At 51.8% G+C, this 16,083-nt stretch carries 12 protein-coding genes; 7 read left to right on the plus strand and 5 right to left on the minus strand.

The window, feature by feature from the left end; all coding sequences use genetic code 11:
• Positions 1-164: 164 nt before the first annotated feature.
• The 5 genes from hsdR to RJ53_RS05320 all read left to right on the plus strand — a co-directional run bounded on the left by hsdR (position 165) and on the right by RJ53_RS05320 (position 7,535).
• Positions 165-2,471: an EcoAI/FtnUII family type I restriction enzme subunit R gene (gene hsdR, locus RJ53_RS05300; protein ID WP_211530578.1), complete on the plus strand. Its 2,307-nt coding sequence runs from the start codon at positions 165-167 to the stop codon at positions 2,469-2,471.
• Positions 2,472-2,480: 9 nt separating this feature from the next.
• Positions 2,481-3,944 (plus strand): HsdM family class I SAM-dependent methyltransferase, encoded by a 1,464-nt coding sequence (locus tag RJ53_RS05305; RefSeq protein WP_211530579.1) that lies wholly within the window; start codon positions 2,481-2,483, stop codon positions 3,942-3,944.
• A 182-nt stretch (positions 3,945-4,126) separates the two neighbouring features.
• Complete coding sequence (locus RJ53_RS05310; RefSeq protein ID WP_211530580.1) at positions 4,127-4,327, plus strand: hypothetical protein; 201 nt, start codon at positions 4,127-4,129, stop codon at positions 4,325-4,327.
• Positions 4,324-6,045, plus strand: a complete 1,722-nt coding sequence (locus RJ53_RS05315; protein ID WP_211530581.1) for a restriction endonuclease subunit S — start codon at positions 4,324-4,326, stop codon at positions 6,043-6,045. The genes RJ53_RS05310 and RJ53_RS05315 overlap by 4 nt, the downstream gene beginning before the upstream one ends.
• A 383-nt stretch (positions 6,046-6,428) precedes the next feature.
• The gene (locus RJ53_RS05320; RefSeq protein ID WP_211530582.1) at positions 6,429-7,535 is read left to right on the plus strand and encodes a DUF362 domain-containing protein; all 1,107 of its coding nucleotides are present in this window, start codon (positions 6,429-6,431) and stop codon (positions 7,533-7,535) included.
• Position 7,536: 1 nt separating this feature from the next.
• Here RJ53_RS05320 and thiC read toward each other — a convergent pair whose 3' ends face one another.
• From thiC to RJ53_RS05335, 3 genes are all read right to left on the minus strand, one after another.
• The gene (thiC, locus tag RJ53_RS05325) at positions 7,537-8,907 is read right to left on the minus strand and encodes a phosphomethylpyrimidine synthase ThiC (RefSeq protein WP_211530583.1); all 1,371 of its coding nucleotides are present in this window, start codon (positions 8,905-8,907) and stop codon (positions 7,537-7,539) included.
• A 27-nt stretch (positions 8,908-8,934) separates the two neighbouring features.
• Entirely contained in the window at positions 8,935-9,414 is a 480-nt protein-coding gene (locus RJ53_RS05330; RefSeq protein WP_211530584.1) for a HEAT repeat domain-containing protein, read from the minus strand.
• 104 nt (positions 9,415-9,518) lie between these two features.
• Entirely contained in the window at positions 9,519-11,450 is a 1,932-nt protein-coding gene (locus RJ53_RS05335; RefSeq protein WP_211530585.1) for a PAS domain S-box protein, read from the minus strand.
• 257 nt (positions 11,451-11,707) lie between these two features.
• On the opposite strand from RJ53_RS05335, the gene RJ53_RS05340 reads away from it, so the two are divergent.
• Together RJ53_RS05340 and RJ53_RS05345 are read left to right on the plus strand one after the other, a co-directional pair.
• Positions 11,708-12,856, plus strand: coding sequence for an iron ABC transporter substrate-binding protein (locus RJ53_RS05340; RefSeq protein WP_211530586.1), 1,149 nt, complete (start codon positions 11,708-11,710; stop codon positions 12,854-12,856).
• 184 nt (positions 12,857-13,040) lie between these two features.
• The gene (locus RJ53_RS05345; protein WP_211530587.1) at positions 13,041-14,183 is read left to right on the plus strand and encodes an iron ABC transporter substrate-binding protein; all 1,143 of its coding nucleotides are present in this window, start codon (positions 13,041-13,043) and stop codon (positions 14,181-14,183) included.
• Positions 14,184-14,218: 35 nt separating this feature from the next.
• Here RJ53_RS05345 and RJ53_RS05350 read toward each other — a convergent pair whose 3' ends face one another.
• Positions 14,219-14,974 (minus strand): ABC transporter permease, encoded by a 756-nt coding sequence (locus RJ53_RS05350; protein WP_211530588.1) that lies wholly within the window; start codon positions 14,972-14,974, stop codon positions 14,219-14,221.
• A complete protein-coding gene (locus RJ53_RS05355; protein ID WP_211530589.1) occupies positions 14,971-15,921 on the minus strand; it encodes an ABC transporter ATP-binding protein in 951 nt (316 codons plus the stop codon). Before RJ53_RS05355 ends, RJ53_RS05350 begins: the two co-directional genes overlap by 4 nt.
• Positions 15,922-16,083 lie beyond the last annotated feature (162 nt).

Below are 16,083 nucleotides of genomic sequence, written 5' to 3' on the forward strand. Positions count from 1 at the left end.
ATGTGTGGAAAAGTTTGGGTTAAATGATTCCCTCTGGGGGATCAGTATCATCGTTCTTAATGATCCATGGATGATCGATTGGATCCGGTTCTGTTCCGAATCCCGGAGAAGAAATCTAATAGAAAACTATTAGATGATTGTCCGTCAAAGTCTGAATTGAACCAATGGACAAACCTGATAAAAAGAAATTAAGTGAGAGGGATATCTGTACGAAATTCATCACTCCTGCCCTCATTCATTCGGGATGGGATATTCAGTCACAGATTCGTGAAGAGGTGAATATCACGGATGGCCGTGTCCTCGTCAGTGGCGAGACGGTGAGCCGGGCAAGACCGAAGAGGGCGGATTATATCCTCTCCTATAAACAGAATATTCCGATCGCTGTCATCGAAGCAAAGGATAATACACATATTGTCGGCTCCGGCATGCAACAGGCGCTTGTGTATGGAGAGATGATGGATATCCCGTTCGTCTTCAGCTCCAATGGGGACGGCTTTTTGTTGCATGACCGCTCCGGCACATATGAGCCTATGGAGCATGAGCTCTCACTCTCCGAATTTCCTTCTCCTTTTAATCTCTGGAGCCGGTACCGGATATGGAAAGGCCTTGATGATACGAAGGAGCGTATCATAACAGAGAGCTATTATTCCACAGACTTCAGGAAGACTCCCCGGTACTACCAGCTGAATGCGATCAACCGGACTGTTGAAGCGATTGCGAATGGGAGGGATCGGATCCTGCTCGTTATGGCGACTGGAACCGGCAAGACATATACTGCGTTTCAGATAATCTGGAGGCTCTGGAAGTCCGGGACAAAGAAACGTATTCTCTTCCTTGCGGATCGGAATATCCTTGTTGACCAGACGAAAACGAACGATTTCAAACCGTTTGGATCGGCGATGACGAAGATCACCAACCGTCAGGTGGACAAGAGTTATGAGATTTATCTCTCCCTTTATCAGGCAGTTTCCGGAAACGATGAGGAGAAGAATATCTATAAGCAGTTCTCACCCGACTTCTTTGACCTGATAGTCGTTGATGAATGCCACCGGGGGAGTGCGGCCGAGGATGCCATGTGGCGGGAAATTCTCGACTATTTTACCAATGCAACTCAGATAGGGCTGACAGCGACCCCGAAGGAGACGAAGTACGCCTCAAACATCCATTACTTCGGGGAACCGGTGTACGTCTATTCCCTGAAGCAGGGGATCGAGGATGGTTTTCTCGCACCCTATCGGGTCTATCGGATCGATCTTGATAAGGATCTCCAGGGGTGGCGGCCGAACAGGGGGCAGGTTGACAAGTATGGTACCCTCATCGAGGATAGGATCTATAACCAGAAGGACTTTGACAGGAGCCTTGTTCTGGAGAGGCGGACGGAACTGGTTGCCAGGAAGGTATCGGAGTTCCTGAAAAATACCGGCAGGTACGACAAGACGATCGTCTTCTGTGAGAATATCGATCATGCGGAACGGATGCGGCAGTATCTTGTGAATGAGAATGCGGATCTGGTGCAGGAGAACAGCAGGTATATCGTCAGGATCACCGGGGACAGCCCGGAGGGGAAGGCCGAACTCGATAACTTCATCCTCCCGGATTCACGATATCCGGTGATAGCGACCACCTCACGACTGATGGGTACCGGGGTGGATGCCCAGACCTGCAAGCTGATTGTAATCGACAAGCGGATCGAATCGATGTCCGAGTTCAAGCAGATCATCGGGCGCGGAACACGGATCAACGAGGATTATAACAAGTACTTCTTCACGATCATGGACTTCCGGAAGGTGAGCGAGCTCTTCGCTGATCCTGACTTTGATGGTGAACCGCTGGAGAACACCGAGTTTGACCCTGTTGCCTCACCGCCTTCGATAAAGCCCGTGGTCCCGGCCTCCTCAGGAGGGAATCGGTATGTGGTGAACGATGTTGCGGTTGAGGTGATTGCCGAGCGTGTCCAGTACTATGGTGCGGATGGGGCATTAATCACTGAATCGCTTGAGGATTATACAAAGAAGCACGTCACACGGCAATATGCGACCCTGAACTCTTTCCTCACATCATGGACGAAGGCTGAACAGAAGACGGCGATCCTGGAGGAGCTGAAGGAGCAGGGGGTATTGTTTGATGCCCTCCAGGAACAGGTCGGAAAGGATTACGATCCCTTCGATCTGATCTGCCATGTCGTCTTTGGACAACCGCCCCTCTCCCGGAAAGAGCGGGTTGAAAAGGTACGGAAGGCCGATTATTTCACGAAGTACGGAGGCCCTGCCCGAAAGGTACTGGATGCCCTCCTCTCGAAGTATTCTGATGGCGGAATTGCTGATATTGAGAGTATGGAGGTGCTCCGGGTGGATCCATTCACAGCGATTGGAACCCCGATGGAGATTGTGAACACTATTTTTGGAGGGAGTGCCAACTATATATCAGCAATACGGCAACTTGAGCAGTGTCTCTACACGGCTGAGTGCTAAACAGAGAGGATGAAAGGGCAGATTAGTATGGCAGTCGGAACGACGATCAAAACGATTCAGGATATCATGAGGAAGGATGCGGGTGTCGATGGCGATGCCCAGCGAATCAGCCAGTTGAGCTGGATGCTCTTCCTGAAGATCTTCGATGATAAAGAGATGGAGTATGAGCTCTTCCAGAAAGGGTACAGGTCACCGATGCCGGATCGCCTCAGGTGGCGGAGCTGGGCTGCTGATCCGGAGGGGATTACGGGCGAAGCGCTCATGAAGTTCATCGATGATGATCTTTTTCCAACGCTCCGTGACCTCTCTCCCGATGCCGGATCGAATGGCTCGGCAATCCTGCTCCGTCGGGTCTTTGAGGATTCATACAACTACATGAAGAACGGAACACTGATCCGGCAGGTAGCAAATAAGATCAATGAGATCGACTTCAACAAGACCGAGGATCGCCATCTCTTCGGCGAGATATACGAGAAGATCCTCAAAGACCTTCAGAGTGCCGGGAATGCAGGTGAATATTATACACCCCGTGCCGTTACCCAGTTTATGGTGGATCAGGTGGATCCCAAACTCGGCGAGCAGGTTCTCGATCCCGCCTGCGGAACCGGGGGATTCCTTGCCTGTGCGATTGAGCATATCCGGAGGTCCGTGAAGACGGTCGATGACGAGGTTCTCCTCCAGAAATCAATCCACGGTGTCGAGAAGAAACCGATGCCCCATCTCCTCTGCGTCACGAACATGATGCTTCATGGCATCGATGTTCCGATCCAGATCAAGCATGACAATACCCTCGCCCGGCCGCTGAAGGATTATACGGTTCGGGATCGGGTGGATGTGATCGTCACGAACCCACCGTTTGGGGGGGTGGAGGAGGACGGGATTGAGACAAATTTCCCGGCATCTTACCAGACACGGGAGACGGCTGATCTCTTCCTCGTCCTGATCATGCATATCCTGAAAGATGGTGGCAGGGCGGCGATTGTCCTCCCGGATGGAACGCTCTTTGGTGAGGGGGTGAAGAGCAGGATCAAGGAGAAGCTCCTGACCGAATGCAATCTCCATACGATCATCCGACTCCCGAACGGGGTCTTCGCTCCTTACACCAGTATAAAGACGAATCTGCTCTTCTTTGAGAAAGGAAAGCCAACCAAAGAGATCTGGTATTACGAGCATACCTATCCCGAGGGCTATAAGTCGTACTCAAAGACAAAACCGATCCGGATCGAGGAGTTCGATGCTGAGAAGGCATGGTGGACGAACCGGATCGAGAATGAGCATGCATGGCGGGTTCCGGTTGAGCAGGTGATTGAGAACGGGTTCAACCTGGATATCAAAAATCCGAATGTTGCACCTGAAGAGAACGGTGATCCTGTGGAGATACTCCGTGAGTACGAGCGGATACAGGCAGAGGCGGCAGCCACACGCGAGGCGCTGAAGCGGGAGCTGATGGCGTCCCTTTCAGTAGGGAAGTAATTCTGGTGGGGATTTTTGATGAGCGAAGAGGTGTCTGATGTTGGATCTGTGCCGGGGCGGAGTTGGATTTATTTCCTGCCTTTGCATGCTTCTGATCACTGAATCATCTCGAATACAAGTGAATTCTATATTTTAGTTGGAAATTAGTTGGATAAATGTTGGATAATCTGAAGGTTTGAACGATGGAAGAAAGAACATATATTCCCGAATCTGAAAAAGAGGCAAAACCGCTTTACGCCGATGTCCGGAATGGTTGTACCGGGGGTCTATTGGGGATCGATTGGGGAAATATAGCCCCCATCCCCGGCTGCTTTTGTGAATTAATCAGAATAAAGGCGGGAATCGCATTCTTCGATGCGGCTCCGATTGGGGAATTACCATGATGACAGAGACAACCACACAAGAAACGGATCTTCTCTTCCAACACTTCGCCACCCTCGCCACCGGACCGGATGGGATAGCCCGGCTGAGGGAATTGATCTTGCAGCTTGCAGTGCAGGGGAAGCTCGGGACGCAGGATCCGGGGGATGAGCCGGCTGGATTTCTGATGGATAGAATCAATTTAAAAAAAGCGAGACTCGACATAAAAACAAGGAAAAAAACACAGAATGATTTCCCTCCATTTTCTGATGAAGATTCCCCATTTCATATTCCTAATAATTGGATATGGACACAATTAGGTGAACTTTTTGAAATCACATCGAGTAAACGAATTCACGAAAGTGATTGGAAAAGTAGCGGAATTCCATTTTTGCGAGCGAGAGAGATCGTTTCTTTATTAAAAGGCGAAGTCTTCAGCTCCCCAATCTTTATTTCCGAAGAATTATACGAAAAAGTAAAGCTACAAACCGGAGTACCTGAGCCAAACGATATTCTTGTCACTGGCGTTGGAACTGTCGGCATTCCCTACATTGTAACCGGAAAAGAGAAATTCTATTTTAAAGATGGAAATGTTGTCTGGTTAAAAAATTCATTTTCTATTTACGCAAAATTCATCGAATTGGTGGTAAAATCCCCGTATATTTCTAATGTTATTAATGAAACTCATGGAACAACCGTTAAAACATTTACAATAATTAAAGCGAAATCGCTTGTAATCCCCCTCCCCCCTCTCGCCGAACAGCACCGTATCGTCGAAAAAGTTGACCGGCTCATGGCGCTCTGCGATGAGCTTGAACGACAACAGCAGCAGGAACGTTCAACCTGCCTTCGACTCGGCACCGCGAGCTTTGCGGGGTTGCAGAACGCGGAGAGCCCGGGAGAGTTCGGGGGGCAGTGGGCGCAGATCTGCGATACATTTGACCTGATGCTGGACTGCCCGGAGAATGTGGCGGTGCTCAGGCAGACGATCCTGCACCTGGCGGTGCAGGGGAAGCTCGGGACGCAGAATGAGAGGGATGAGCCTGCGAGTGTGCTTTCAAAAAAAATTCTCGATGAAAAAAAGAAACTTCAAAAACAAGGAATTATTTCAAGGTCGCGTTCATTTCCTGAAATAACATCCGAAGAAAAAACATATGCCATACCAAAAAAATGGCTTTGGTTGCGCCTTGATGACATTGGACATAATTGGGGGCAGAAAGAGCCAAATAATTCTTTTACTTATATCGATGTTGCTGCCATAGATAATAAGAAAGGGGAGATCGGTGACTATGTTGATGTACTATTACCAGACGAAGCACCTTCAAGGGCTCGAAAACTTGTGAGAAAAGGAACTTTGATCTATTCGACAGTTCGCCCGTATCTTTTAAATATCGCAATTATTGAAAAAGAGTTCAATCCAGAGCCTATTGTTAGTACGGCATTTGCTGTCTTACATCCATTTGAGGGTATCTCCAATCGATACCTATTCTATTATCTCCGTTCCAAGCCTTTTATCGCTTACGTGGAGTCACAGATGAAAGGGATGGCATATCCTGCAATTAATGATCAAAAATTCCATATGGGACTTATTCCAGTTCCACCAACTGCCGAACAGCACCGAATCGTCGAAAAAGTGGATCGGCTTATGGCACTCTGTGATCAGCTTGAAGCGCAGCTGAAGGGGCGGGCAGGGGTGCAGGAGCGCTTTGCGAAAGCTGTTGTGGGGGGTATTACTCCATAATCGCTTAATATTGAGGGTTTAAGCAAGAGATCAATCTCAAATAGACTTAGATTGCCTTCTCAATCGCCAGTTGTTTCCAAAATGGAAATAACTGCCTCACACTCCAATGATTCTAATCTCTCCTTAAGATATCGTAAAGATAATTTTCTCGTAGAATATCCGCTAAAAATTAAAAAAGGGGCGAAATATTTGCGCTTGAGTGTCGGTACCCTGCTCTCCTTTAGATAGTATTGGATAATTTTTTGCCAGTGGGTGGTGGATATGCGTAAAACCCTTGCGTTACTATTCCCCTCCTTCCGGACGAACTGTTTCCTAATTGGAAATAGTTGCCACCTCACCCCCCTCCCCAAGTATCTTCTCCCATGAACGCCTCACCTTTCTCCATGGCTGCGAAGGTATGGTTCGCCTCGTCTGAGGCGGGATGTTGTGGCGAGAGCCTCCAGGCAAAGATCCTCAGGATCCTTGACGAGGCCGGGCTGAAGGAGATAATCCCGGAACAGGGGCTTGTTGCGGTGAAGACCCATTTCGGCGAGGAGGGCTGTGACAGCTTCGTCTCCCCCCTCTATATCCGGCAGGTCGTCGAGAAGGTGAAGGAGGCGGGCGGGGTGCCGTTTGTGACCGATACGAACACCCTCTACCGGGGGATGCGGTTTGATGCCGTCTCCCATCTCGCCCTTGCGATCCGGCATGGGTTCGGCTCCGAGGTGATCGGTGCTCCGGTCTTTATCGCAGACGGGCTTCGGTCAAAAAATGATGTGGTGGTGGAGATTCCGGGAGTACACCATAACGAGACCCGGATTGCTGCGGGGATCGCCGAGGCGGATGCTTTGATCGTCGTCTCGCACCTGAAGGGCCACGCCGTCGCCGGGTTTGGCGGTGCGATCAAGAACCTTGCGATGGGATGTGCCTCCGCAGAGGGGAAACGCGAACAACACCGGGCGATGCCGGCCATCGTCAGGGATGAGGAGTGTGTCGGCTGCGGCGGCTGCATCTCTGCCTGCCCGGAGGGGGCGATCAGGTTCGAGGGCTTTGCACTGGTTGATTCGCACCGGTGTATCGGGTGCGGCATCTGCGTTGAGGTCTGCCCGGAGTCTGCGATCTACTTCGATTACAAACGTGATGCGGCACGCTTTTCAGAACACCTCGCCGAGTACGCCCTCGGTGCCGCCTCCCTCTTCCCAGAAAAGGCATTGTACCTGAATGTCCTCCTTCGGATCACCCCGGACTGTGACTGTGCTCCCTTCAGCGACCGGCCGATCGTCCCGGATATCGGCATCCTTGCTTCAACAGATCCGGTCGCAATCGATGCAGCAAGCCTTGATCTCGTCGATGGCCAGCAGGGATTTACCGGGACGAGACTTGCGGCACATCATCGCCCCGGCGAGGATAAGTTTTCCGGGGTCTGGCCGGAGATACCGATCAGAACCCAGATTCGCCATGGGGAGCGGATCGGGCTTGGAAGAAGTGAGTATGACCTGATCCGGATCTGAATCAGCGGGAGAGTGACTCCCGCATGATCTTGATGGCACAATATTCGCCGCACATCGAGCAGGGGCCCTCATCCGGGATCCGTGTAGAGAGTCCATCCGGATCAATGGCTTTTCCGATCTGTCCTTTCCAGTCGAGCTCTGCCCGGCATGCCGAGAGTTCTGCATCCAGATAATCTGATCCGATTCTGACCGTGTCGCCGATATGAGCTGCTATCTTAAAGGCGATCAGCCCCTCCACCACCTCTTCTTCGGTCGGAAGACCGATATGTTCTGCCGGAGTGATCGCACAGAGGTAGTCTGCCCCTGCCGATACGGCGATGCTCGCACCGATTGCCCCTGCAATCTGGTCATGACCGACGGCCCGGTCGGTTGCCAGGGGTCCGGCGACGAAGAGGGGGTACGGGCAGGCATCCTTGTACAGCTGGACACAGAAGGGGATGCGGTCGATTCTGACATGACCGCCGCAGCCTTCAATGATCACTTGAACACCATGCTCATGACACCTGCCTGCGATCTCAATATTCTGTTTCCGTTCAACCGTGGCGGCTGCATCCCCTCCATCCACTATACTGCCGCCTCGCATGGTATTTCCAAGTGAGATGACGATTTCGTGCCGCCGTGCGATTTCCACCACCTCATCGAAATATTCGAGGAACGGGTTTTCGCGCCCGGTATGGAGCATATACGCGGCGGTCATGGAGCCACCTTTTGAGACGACGCCGAGGATTCGCTGGCTCCTCCCGAGTGCTGAGAGGGTTTTCTGATCCGTCATGTGAAGGACACAGGAGCTCACCCCTTCAGCTGCATGAGCCCTGAATGTATCAATCAGATCATCCGCGCTCAGGCAGTCGATCCCCCCTGCATCGACGACCGCCTGGTAGATCGGCACGGTGGTGAGGGGAAGCGCTGTTTCTCTCAGGATCGCGGATCGGATCTCTCTGATACCACCTCCCATTGAGAGGTCGGTTAAGGTGTCTGCCCCATACCGCCCGGCTACCGCTGCCTTCCTCAACTCGGCTGCGAGATCAGACCGGACGGTTGAGGTGCCGATATTGACATTCACTTTTGTAGTAAATCCTTTGCCTATCCCAACAGCCCTTTTCTTTCCAACCATCACGGTGGTGCGCCCCTGGGCGATGTTTTGGATGAGATCATAGGGATCGAGCTCCTCCCGCTCTGCTGCAGCCATGACGGCGGGTGCAATTCGCTCCTCTCGTGCCTCTTCAATGATTGTCCCCATCTGCTGGATCCTCCGGTTTGTACATATCTTCTGCACCAATCCTGAATGAAGGTACGTATTATACTCCCGGATCTCTCGTTTCATCTCGCGGATGAGTAACCGGTTCTTCGGAAAGGGGAGATATCCCCGCATGCCAGAAAAATAAGATTGTGCCCGATCTCAGGTGCCATGCAAAGCTACTGAGACGGTATCCTGGAATTCCGGATCCGCGGCCTGCATCTTCCTTTCAACAGCGGCCACTGCGGCCGGAGTATGAATCCTGAGAAGTGCAGCTGCGGTTAATGCCTGACAGGACTCTGAGGAACTGCAATTGAGATTCTCAATGAGGCAGTCAACACAGCGTTCATCTCCGATCTCAGCAAGAGCCCATACCGCAGCTGTTCGCAACTGTTCGTCATCCCTCTTCAGAGCGTCAATCAGTGCCGGGACAGCCGGGCTCCCCACCCTGGCAAGTCCCATCACCGCTCTCCAGCGGGCGGCGGTCTTTCCTGAGGCAAGCTCCTCCATAAGCGGACTGACTGCCGGGGTGCCTATCTTCCCAAGCTCTGCTGCCTCCATAAGGCTGTGGTATATGTCCCGTTGCATCAGGTTCTTTACATGCGTTGAGACCTCATCCTGCTTCTCTTCTCCATCTGCCATCTTTCATCACCTCCTGTATAGTTCCTCATTAATATTAATTATAAAAGTAAATTTATAAATCAACGACGATCTGCGATAGAGATTTACATACATTTATTAATATATTATGGAAGTTCTCTTCCATCGGGAACCTTTGATCGTCTTCCGATCGTATTATCCAAACCCTCTCCTGCATTTCTTCTCCTTTGGAGTGATGCGATTTCACTGACCAGAATCCTGTATGCAGTCCTCTCTTCCGTGACATCCGTATAGGTGATGTATTCGGTGCCATCGGAGAGCTCGACCGGCTGGAAGAGGATCATCCGTGTATCGCCATCCTTGCACCGGACCGGATATGTCCGGGGCCTCACCTCGCCCCGGCGTATCCGCTCATGATCCTCCTTCCATGAGGTGATCACGGTCTGCCGTGTTTCAGGGTCCGGAAATGCCTTCTCAAACCAGTCTCTTCCGGTTGGTATATCCTCAGGTGTGTACCCGAATATCCGGGTGAACTGGCGGTTGACAAAGATGTACGTCCCGTCGGCATCGATGATAGCGGTCGGGAAGGGTGAGAGATCCACGATCTCCCGATACAGCCTCTCACTTCTCCGGAGCTGATCCTCTGCATTCATCCGGTTGATAGCAGCCCCAAGCTCCCTCCCGATGGAGAGGAGTATCTGCTCTTCGTGTGGTGTAACTCTCCTCTTTGTTCTGCTTGCAACATTGAGGGCGCCAATGATGCCCCCTCCGGCAACAAGGGGGGCACATACAAGAGATGAAAATCCGGAGAGGCTTCCATGAAGAGGGCAGACATCAGAGTAGGCGTCTGTTATCAGTGGTTCGCCGTTGAGAAAGAGGATGCTGTTTGGAGGATCATGAATCCTGATGGTTCTGACGCGGGTGAGAAACTCTTGTGGCAGATTATCTGAATGAATGATTGAGGCTGTCTCTCCACCGGGATCGAGGAGATAAATTCCCCCGGCATCATACCCAAGGAGCTGGATCGTCATCGTCAGAAGTCTCTCCAGTATCTCCTGGATATTCTTACACCTGTTTGCGGTGATTATAATATCATTAAGGATGGAGAGTGCAGCTGACTGCTGGTGCAATGTCTCTTCAGCCTCTTTCTGGATTGTGATATCACGGCCGACAGACTGAAATTCAGTGACCTTTCCTGATGAGTCAAAGATGGCACGGTCACTCCATTCCTGCCACCGGATAGAGCCATCAGGCATGATGATCCGGTGTTGTATCCTCCCGACCGCCGTCGCTTCTGTCAGTGAGGTGAAGAAGGTCCGGAGCCGATCCCGGTCCTCCGGAGGGATCACCGGATGATACCCATGCTCGAGGATAGCATCCCTCTCAAGGCCGAAGTACCGGCAGTAGGCTTCATTGACGAAGAGATATCTTCCATCCGGTCTGAAACGGCAGATGAACTCTGTCTGATCCTCAACAATATTCCTGTACCGCTCCTCCCCCTCCCGCAACTCCTCTTCCATCCGTTTCCGTTCGGTAATATCCTCTAAAATGATGGTTATTCCCTTCTCTCCATCCTCAAAGGTCGTGGGGATGACCTCCATCCGGAAGATGAACCCTCCACCATCTCGTGTAAACCGGATCTCAGTGACGGAATGCTCATCAGCTCCATTCCTCTCAATCATCGCCAATGCCCCGGGTGTGGTGATCACAGGAAGGGCTGTATCCTGTATCGAGAGGCCGATCAGATCCGGAATTGAAGCAGAGAAGGTTTCTGCGAACTGATCATTGGCATGGACGATCCTCTTCTCACTGTCAAGGACCAGGATCAGGTTCCTGGTAAAACAGAGGAAGGCGGAGAGTGGAACCCGCCTGGCGATCGAGTAGAGCTTTGCATTGCCGATGGATCGCATCTCAACCCTTCCAGTGATCCGGAGGATCTCCAGGTGCTTTGAGACCGAATTCCGGGTTGCACCGATACGCCTGGCCACTTCGGTGATGGTCATCCCCTTCGGTCGGAAATGGAGTCCACGCAGGACTCTTGCCTGCAGGTCATGCTCTTCTTCCCGGCGGGGTTGCATATTGTTTCTATAGGGATATAATATATAAATTGATGGCTATCAAAAATCTCCTCTGCTTTCTGCCTCTTGTTTGTTGTTAACCCGTACATCCTCTTGTACGATCCCGCTTCCCGTTTGATAGTCCCGACTATTCTGTGTGCGATCTGCTGAAAAACCCGGATATTTTATGGAAGAAATTTCCTATTTTGAACGTGATTTATACCATAGGCTGTTATAAAGCGATATCTTCATGTATGCTGATATCTAACTAAAAAATAATGGATTATAGTAAAATTAACTTTGTCTTGGGGGGAATTCCCCTCCTGCTCCTGGCAATTCTGGCATTCTGCGCAGCAACCGGATGTGTTGCGGATGTCTCCTCTGAGAATACGGTCACCATCACCGACCAGTATGGACGGGAAATCTCAGTTCCATCAGATGTGGAGTCAGTCCTCTGCTCGGGTGCAGGATCGCTCCGGTACCTTGTCTACCTCCAGGCAGAGGATCTGGCTGTCGGGGTGGATTCTGCCGATAAAGTACAGAATGATGTCCTCGGCAGGCCATATTCCATTGTACATGGTGAGAAGTTCTCCGCTCTTCCGCTCTTTGGCGAGTGGCGGGGCAACGATGATCCTGAGAAGGTCATTGCAATCGATCCTGATCTTGTCTTCAAGGCAGGGTCATCCGGCATAGCCTCCGGGGCGGATGCTGCTGATGCCGAGGCACTCCGGCAGAGGACAGGGGTACCGGTCATCGGGTTCCAGTATGGATCGGTCCGGACAGAGGCCGACCGGCTCCTGATGTATGACTCCCTCCGCCTGATGGGCAGCGTCATCGAGAGGGAGGCACGTGCCGAAGCGGTGATCGCCTATATTGAGGCGACAATTACCGATCTGGAGGATCGAACCCGGGATATCCCTGTATCTGAGAGAAAGCGGGCTTATATCGGTGGTGTCGGGAGCAGGGGCGCCCACGGCATCATCTCGACCGAGCCTGCGTATGGACCGTTTGTCTGGGTGCATGCGGAGAATGTGGCATCCGGTCTCGGAACTGCACATGCCAGTGCTGCCAAAGAAGCCCTTGTGGACTGGGATCCCGACTATCTCTTCATCGATGTGACCACCACACATCTCGGAGAGGGTAATGCCCTCGATCAGCTGAAGACCGATCCCGCACTGAAGGGGATCTCCGCTGTGAAGAGCGGGAATGTCTATGGTGTACTCCCATACAATGCCTATACCACAAATTATGGGACCGTGCTTGCAAATGCGTATTTTGTCGGGAAGGTTCTCTATCCCGATCGGTTTGCGGATATCGATCCGGCAGAAAAAGCTGATGAGATCTATACCTTCCTTGTCGGGGAGCCGGTATTCTCAGAGCTGAACAGCCAGTATGGAAACCTTGGGTTCTCGCCGATCCAGCTCTGAATCATACTGTCTCTTCTCTCCACAAGGGGGGGGTTCTCCCCCTTATTTTCTCATCGTGATTCCTGAGTAATCTCTTCACTTTATTTGGTTAAACATCAAAAAAATTTGTTATTCTGTACTACAATCCTGAATGAATAGGTTGTTTTAAGTAAGGGCATCTCCCACTCTCATACGATGTGGTGCTATGAATAGCCGAATTGGTATTATTTTCTGTGGGGCGGTACTCCTCTTACTCCTTGCAGTTGCCGGATGTACGACAGATGTTCCGGGTGGTGCCTCTTCCGAATCGGAGATCACCGTCACTGATGGATTTGGCAGAACCGTTACTCTCCCATACCCTGTTCGGAGTATCCTCTGCTCAGGTTCAGGCGGTGTGCGGTATGCCGTGTACCTGGAGAGCATTGATCGAATCGTCGGCGTGGACAGTCAGGATAAGAATTATCGGGAGTTAGAGGGGAGGCCTTATGCCCTCCTGCACCGGGATCACCTGATGACGCTCCCGCTCTTTGGTGAGCTCCGTGGGAAGGACGATCCCGAGAAGATCATTGCGATTGCACCTGATCTCGTCTTCAAGACCGGATCGACCGGGACAAGCTACGCGACGAGCCGGCCTGAAGCAGATATGCTCCAGCAGAAGACCGGTGTCCCGGTCGTTGCGTTCCCCTACGGCTCTCTCAGAAATGATGCCGAGAAGGCTGAGATGTTTACAGCCCTCCGCCTGATGGGAACTGTTCTTGGCAGAGAGGATCGTGCCGAAGCCGTGATCGCCTATATCGAGGAGACGATGGCGGATCTCGAATTACGCACCGGTGATATCCCTGCGGCAGAACGAAAGCAGGTCTATATCGGGGGTGTGAGCAGTGCCGGTACGCATGGTATCATCTCGACCGAACCCGCGTACCCGCCATTCCTCTGGATACATGCCGATAATGTTGCGGCAGGCCTTGGCGCTGGACATGCCGATGTTGCCAAGGAGGCAATTGTTGACTGGGATCCTGAATACCTCTTCATCGATGTCAATACGATGACATCGGATGATGAAGGTGCAATTGGTCAGTTGAAGCATGATCCGGCACTGAAAGGCCTCACTGCGGTGAAGGAAGGCAGGGTCTATGGTGTTCTTCCATACAACTTTTATAATGTGAACCATGGTACCGTGCTTGCAAATGCGTATTTTGTTGGGAAAGTTCTCTATCCCGACCGGTTTGCGGATATCGATCCGGCAGAAAAAGCAGATGAGATCTATTCCTTCCTGCTGGGAGAGCCGGTATTCTCAGAGGTAAACAGCCAGTATGGAAACCTCGGGTTCTCGCAGATCCCGATCTGAATCCTTCATTTATCGCTATTTTTTTGTAGGATTGATCAGATCCGCCTGCTCACCGTCCTTGCATGGAGTCTTATCGCAAGCAGGGCGAAGATGATGGAAAATACCGCCAGTGCAGCGAAATTAACAGAGAGCGGGAAGCTGTTCGTTCCCATGATACAGTAGCGGGCGATATCGGTGAAGTAGGTGAGGGGGGAGCAGATCGCAAGCACCTGTCCCGCAAAGGGGAGCTGCTCTACCGGGATGAAGACACCGCTGATGAAGATGAGCGGGAACTTCAGGAGGGATGAGAGCATCATGATGTTTGATGGCACATTCGTTGCCGGTGTCGAGAGGAGGAGGCCGAGTGCCGAGAAGCAGAAGGAGGCGAGGATGATCCCGGCTGCGAGAAGAAGGGGATAGAGCGGCACAACCCCGACCAGCACTCCGATCATGATGGGTACGATGGCAATCCCGACAGCAAAGAGGAAGGAAGCGAACATATCGCCGGCAATCAGGGTCTTCATCGTGACTGGACAGGCGATCAGCCGTTCCAGGGTCCTTGCCTGCGCCTCCCAGGGCTGGATCACCGGCGAAACAGCGGTTGCCGTGAAGAAGACGGTCATTGCGAGGAGGCCGGAGAGGAGAAACGGCATCGGGAGATTCCTGTTTCCAAGAGCAAATGCCAGGAAGAGGAAGAGTGGCATGAAGAGGCCGAAGATGACGACCGGGCCTTTGGCATAGTAGATCCGGATATCCTTCTTCGTAATCGCAAAGGCCCGTTTTGCCTGTTCGATAATACTCTCCGGGTTCATGCAGAATCAGCTCCGGTGAGCCTGAGGAATGCCTCGTCCAGTGTCGGTGAGAGTGTCCGGAGCATCTCAATCTTCAGATTGTGTTCTCTTCCAAACGTGGTGATCGCGTGAATGGCAGAATCAACATCCTCGGTGGTGATCACCAATTTGTCCCCTTCCCGGCGGGCAGATTCGATCCCCGGGAATGTGATGAGATCATCAGCCGACCTGGCCGGATCGAAACTGACCTCGATGGTATGCAGCCGTTCAATCGCCATCTTCAGCCGCTCAGGCGAGTCAATGGTAACTATTCTTCCCTTTTGTATGATCGCGACCCGGTCGCAGAGGCGGTTTGCCTCTTCCATATTGTGGGTGGTGAGAAAGATCGTGGTTCCGTTCCTGTTCAGTTCCCGGAGCATCCCGGTGATCAGGTGGGTGCTCTGGACATCGAGGCCGGATGTCGGCTCATCAAGGAAGAGGAGCTCTGGTTTATGGAGGAGTGCCATTGCAAGGATCAGCCGTTGTTTCATCCCTTTTGAGAAGCCCTGCACTTTCTGGTCCTTTCGTTCAATGAGGCCGAGGGCTGTCAGAAGTGTTTTTGCACGCTCTTCTGCATAATGTTTCGGGACGCCATAGAGTTCTCCCATCAGCATCAGGTTCTGCCAGGCGGAGATGTCGGTATAGGCGTTTGCGGTCTCCGGTACCACCCCGCACCGCTGTTTTGCGCGAACCGGGGCATGCACGATGTCATGGCCGAAGATCGCAGCAGATCCTCCATCCGGCTGCATCACCCCGGTCAGCATCCGTGCAGTCGTCGTCTTCCCGGCACCGTTTGGACCGAGAAAACCGAATATCTCCCCTCTTCTGACCGTAAACGAGATCGAATCGACTGCGACGATATCGGAGAAGGTCTTCCTGAGATCTGTTGCGTGGATGGCGTCTTCCTGATAGCTATCTGCTTCTGACATGCATCTCTCCAGTATTTCTGCCCTCTTTTGATTTTTTTGTAGGGGGTGGGAACTGATTATGGTTGCTTCCATGCCATGTTAATAAAAAAATTTTTTGTAACACGAATGTTTAAGGAATTTCAAATAGTTATGTTAAAATATAGCTTGCTACTATCTTCATAT

It is taken from the genome of Methanocalculus chunghsingensis, assembly GCF_018132105.1.
In the GTDB taxonomy this organism is placed as follows: Archaea; Halobacteriota; Methanomicrobia; order Methanomicrobiales; family Methanocorpusculaceae; genus Methanocalculus; species Methanocalculus chunghsingensis.

Bases quoted from the DNA above. Each gene is read 5' to 3' on its own strand.
- hsdR (WP_211530578.1), top strand. From the start codon at position 165: ATGGACAAACCTGATAAAAAGAAATTAAGTGAGAGGGATATCTGTACG.
- RJ53_RS05305 (WP_211530579.1), top strand. From the start codon at position 2,481: ATGAAAGGGCAGATTAGTATGGCAGTCGGAACGACGATCAAAACGATT.
- RJ53_RS05310 (WP_211530580.1), top strand. From the start codon at position 4,127: ATGGAAGAAAGAACATATATTCCCGAATCTGAAAAAGAGGCAAAACCG.
- RJ53_RS05315 (WP_211530581.1), top strand. From the start codon at position 4,324: ATGATGACAGAGACAACCACACAAGAAACGGATCTTCTCTTCCAACAC.
- RJ53_RS05320 (WP_211530582.1), top strand. From the start codon at position 6,429: ATGGCTGCGAAGGTATGGTTCGCCTCGTCTGAGGCGGGATGTTGTGGC.
- thiC (WP_211530583.1), bottom strand. From the start codon at position 8,907: ATGCGGGGATATCTCCCCTTTCCGAAGAACCGGTTACTCATCCGCGAG.
- RJ53_RS05330 (WP_211530584.1), bottom strand. From the start codon at position 9,414: ATGGCAGATGGAGAAGAGAAGCAGGATGAGGTCTCAACGCATGTAAAG.
- RJ53_RS05335 (WP_211530585.1), bottom strand. From the start codon at position 11,450: ATGCAACCCCGCCGGGAAGAAGAGCATGACCTGCAGGCAAGAGTCCTG.
- RJ53_RS05340 (WP_211530586.1), top strand. From the start codon at position 11,708: ATGGATTATAGTAAAATTAACTTTGTCTTGGGGGGAATTCCCCTCCTG.
- RJ53_RS05345 (WP_211530587.1), top strand. From the start codon at position 13,041: ATGAATAGCCGAATTGGTATTATTTTCTGTGGGGCGGTACTCCTCTTA.
- RJ53_RS05350 (WP_211530588.1), bottom strand. From the start codon at position 14,974: ATGAACCCGGAGAGTATTATCGAACAGGCAAAACGGGCCTTTGCGATT.
- RJ53_RS05355 (WP_211530589.1), bottom strand. From the start codon at position 15,921: ATGTCAGAAGCAGATAGCTATCAGGAAGACGCCATCCACGCAACAGAT.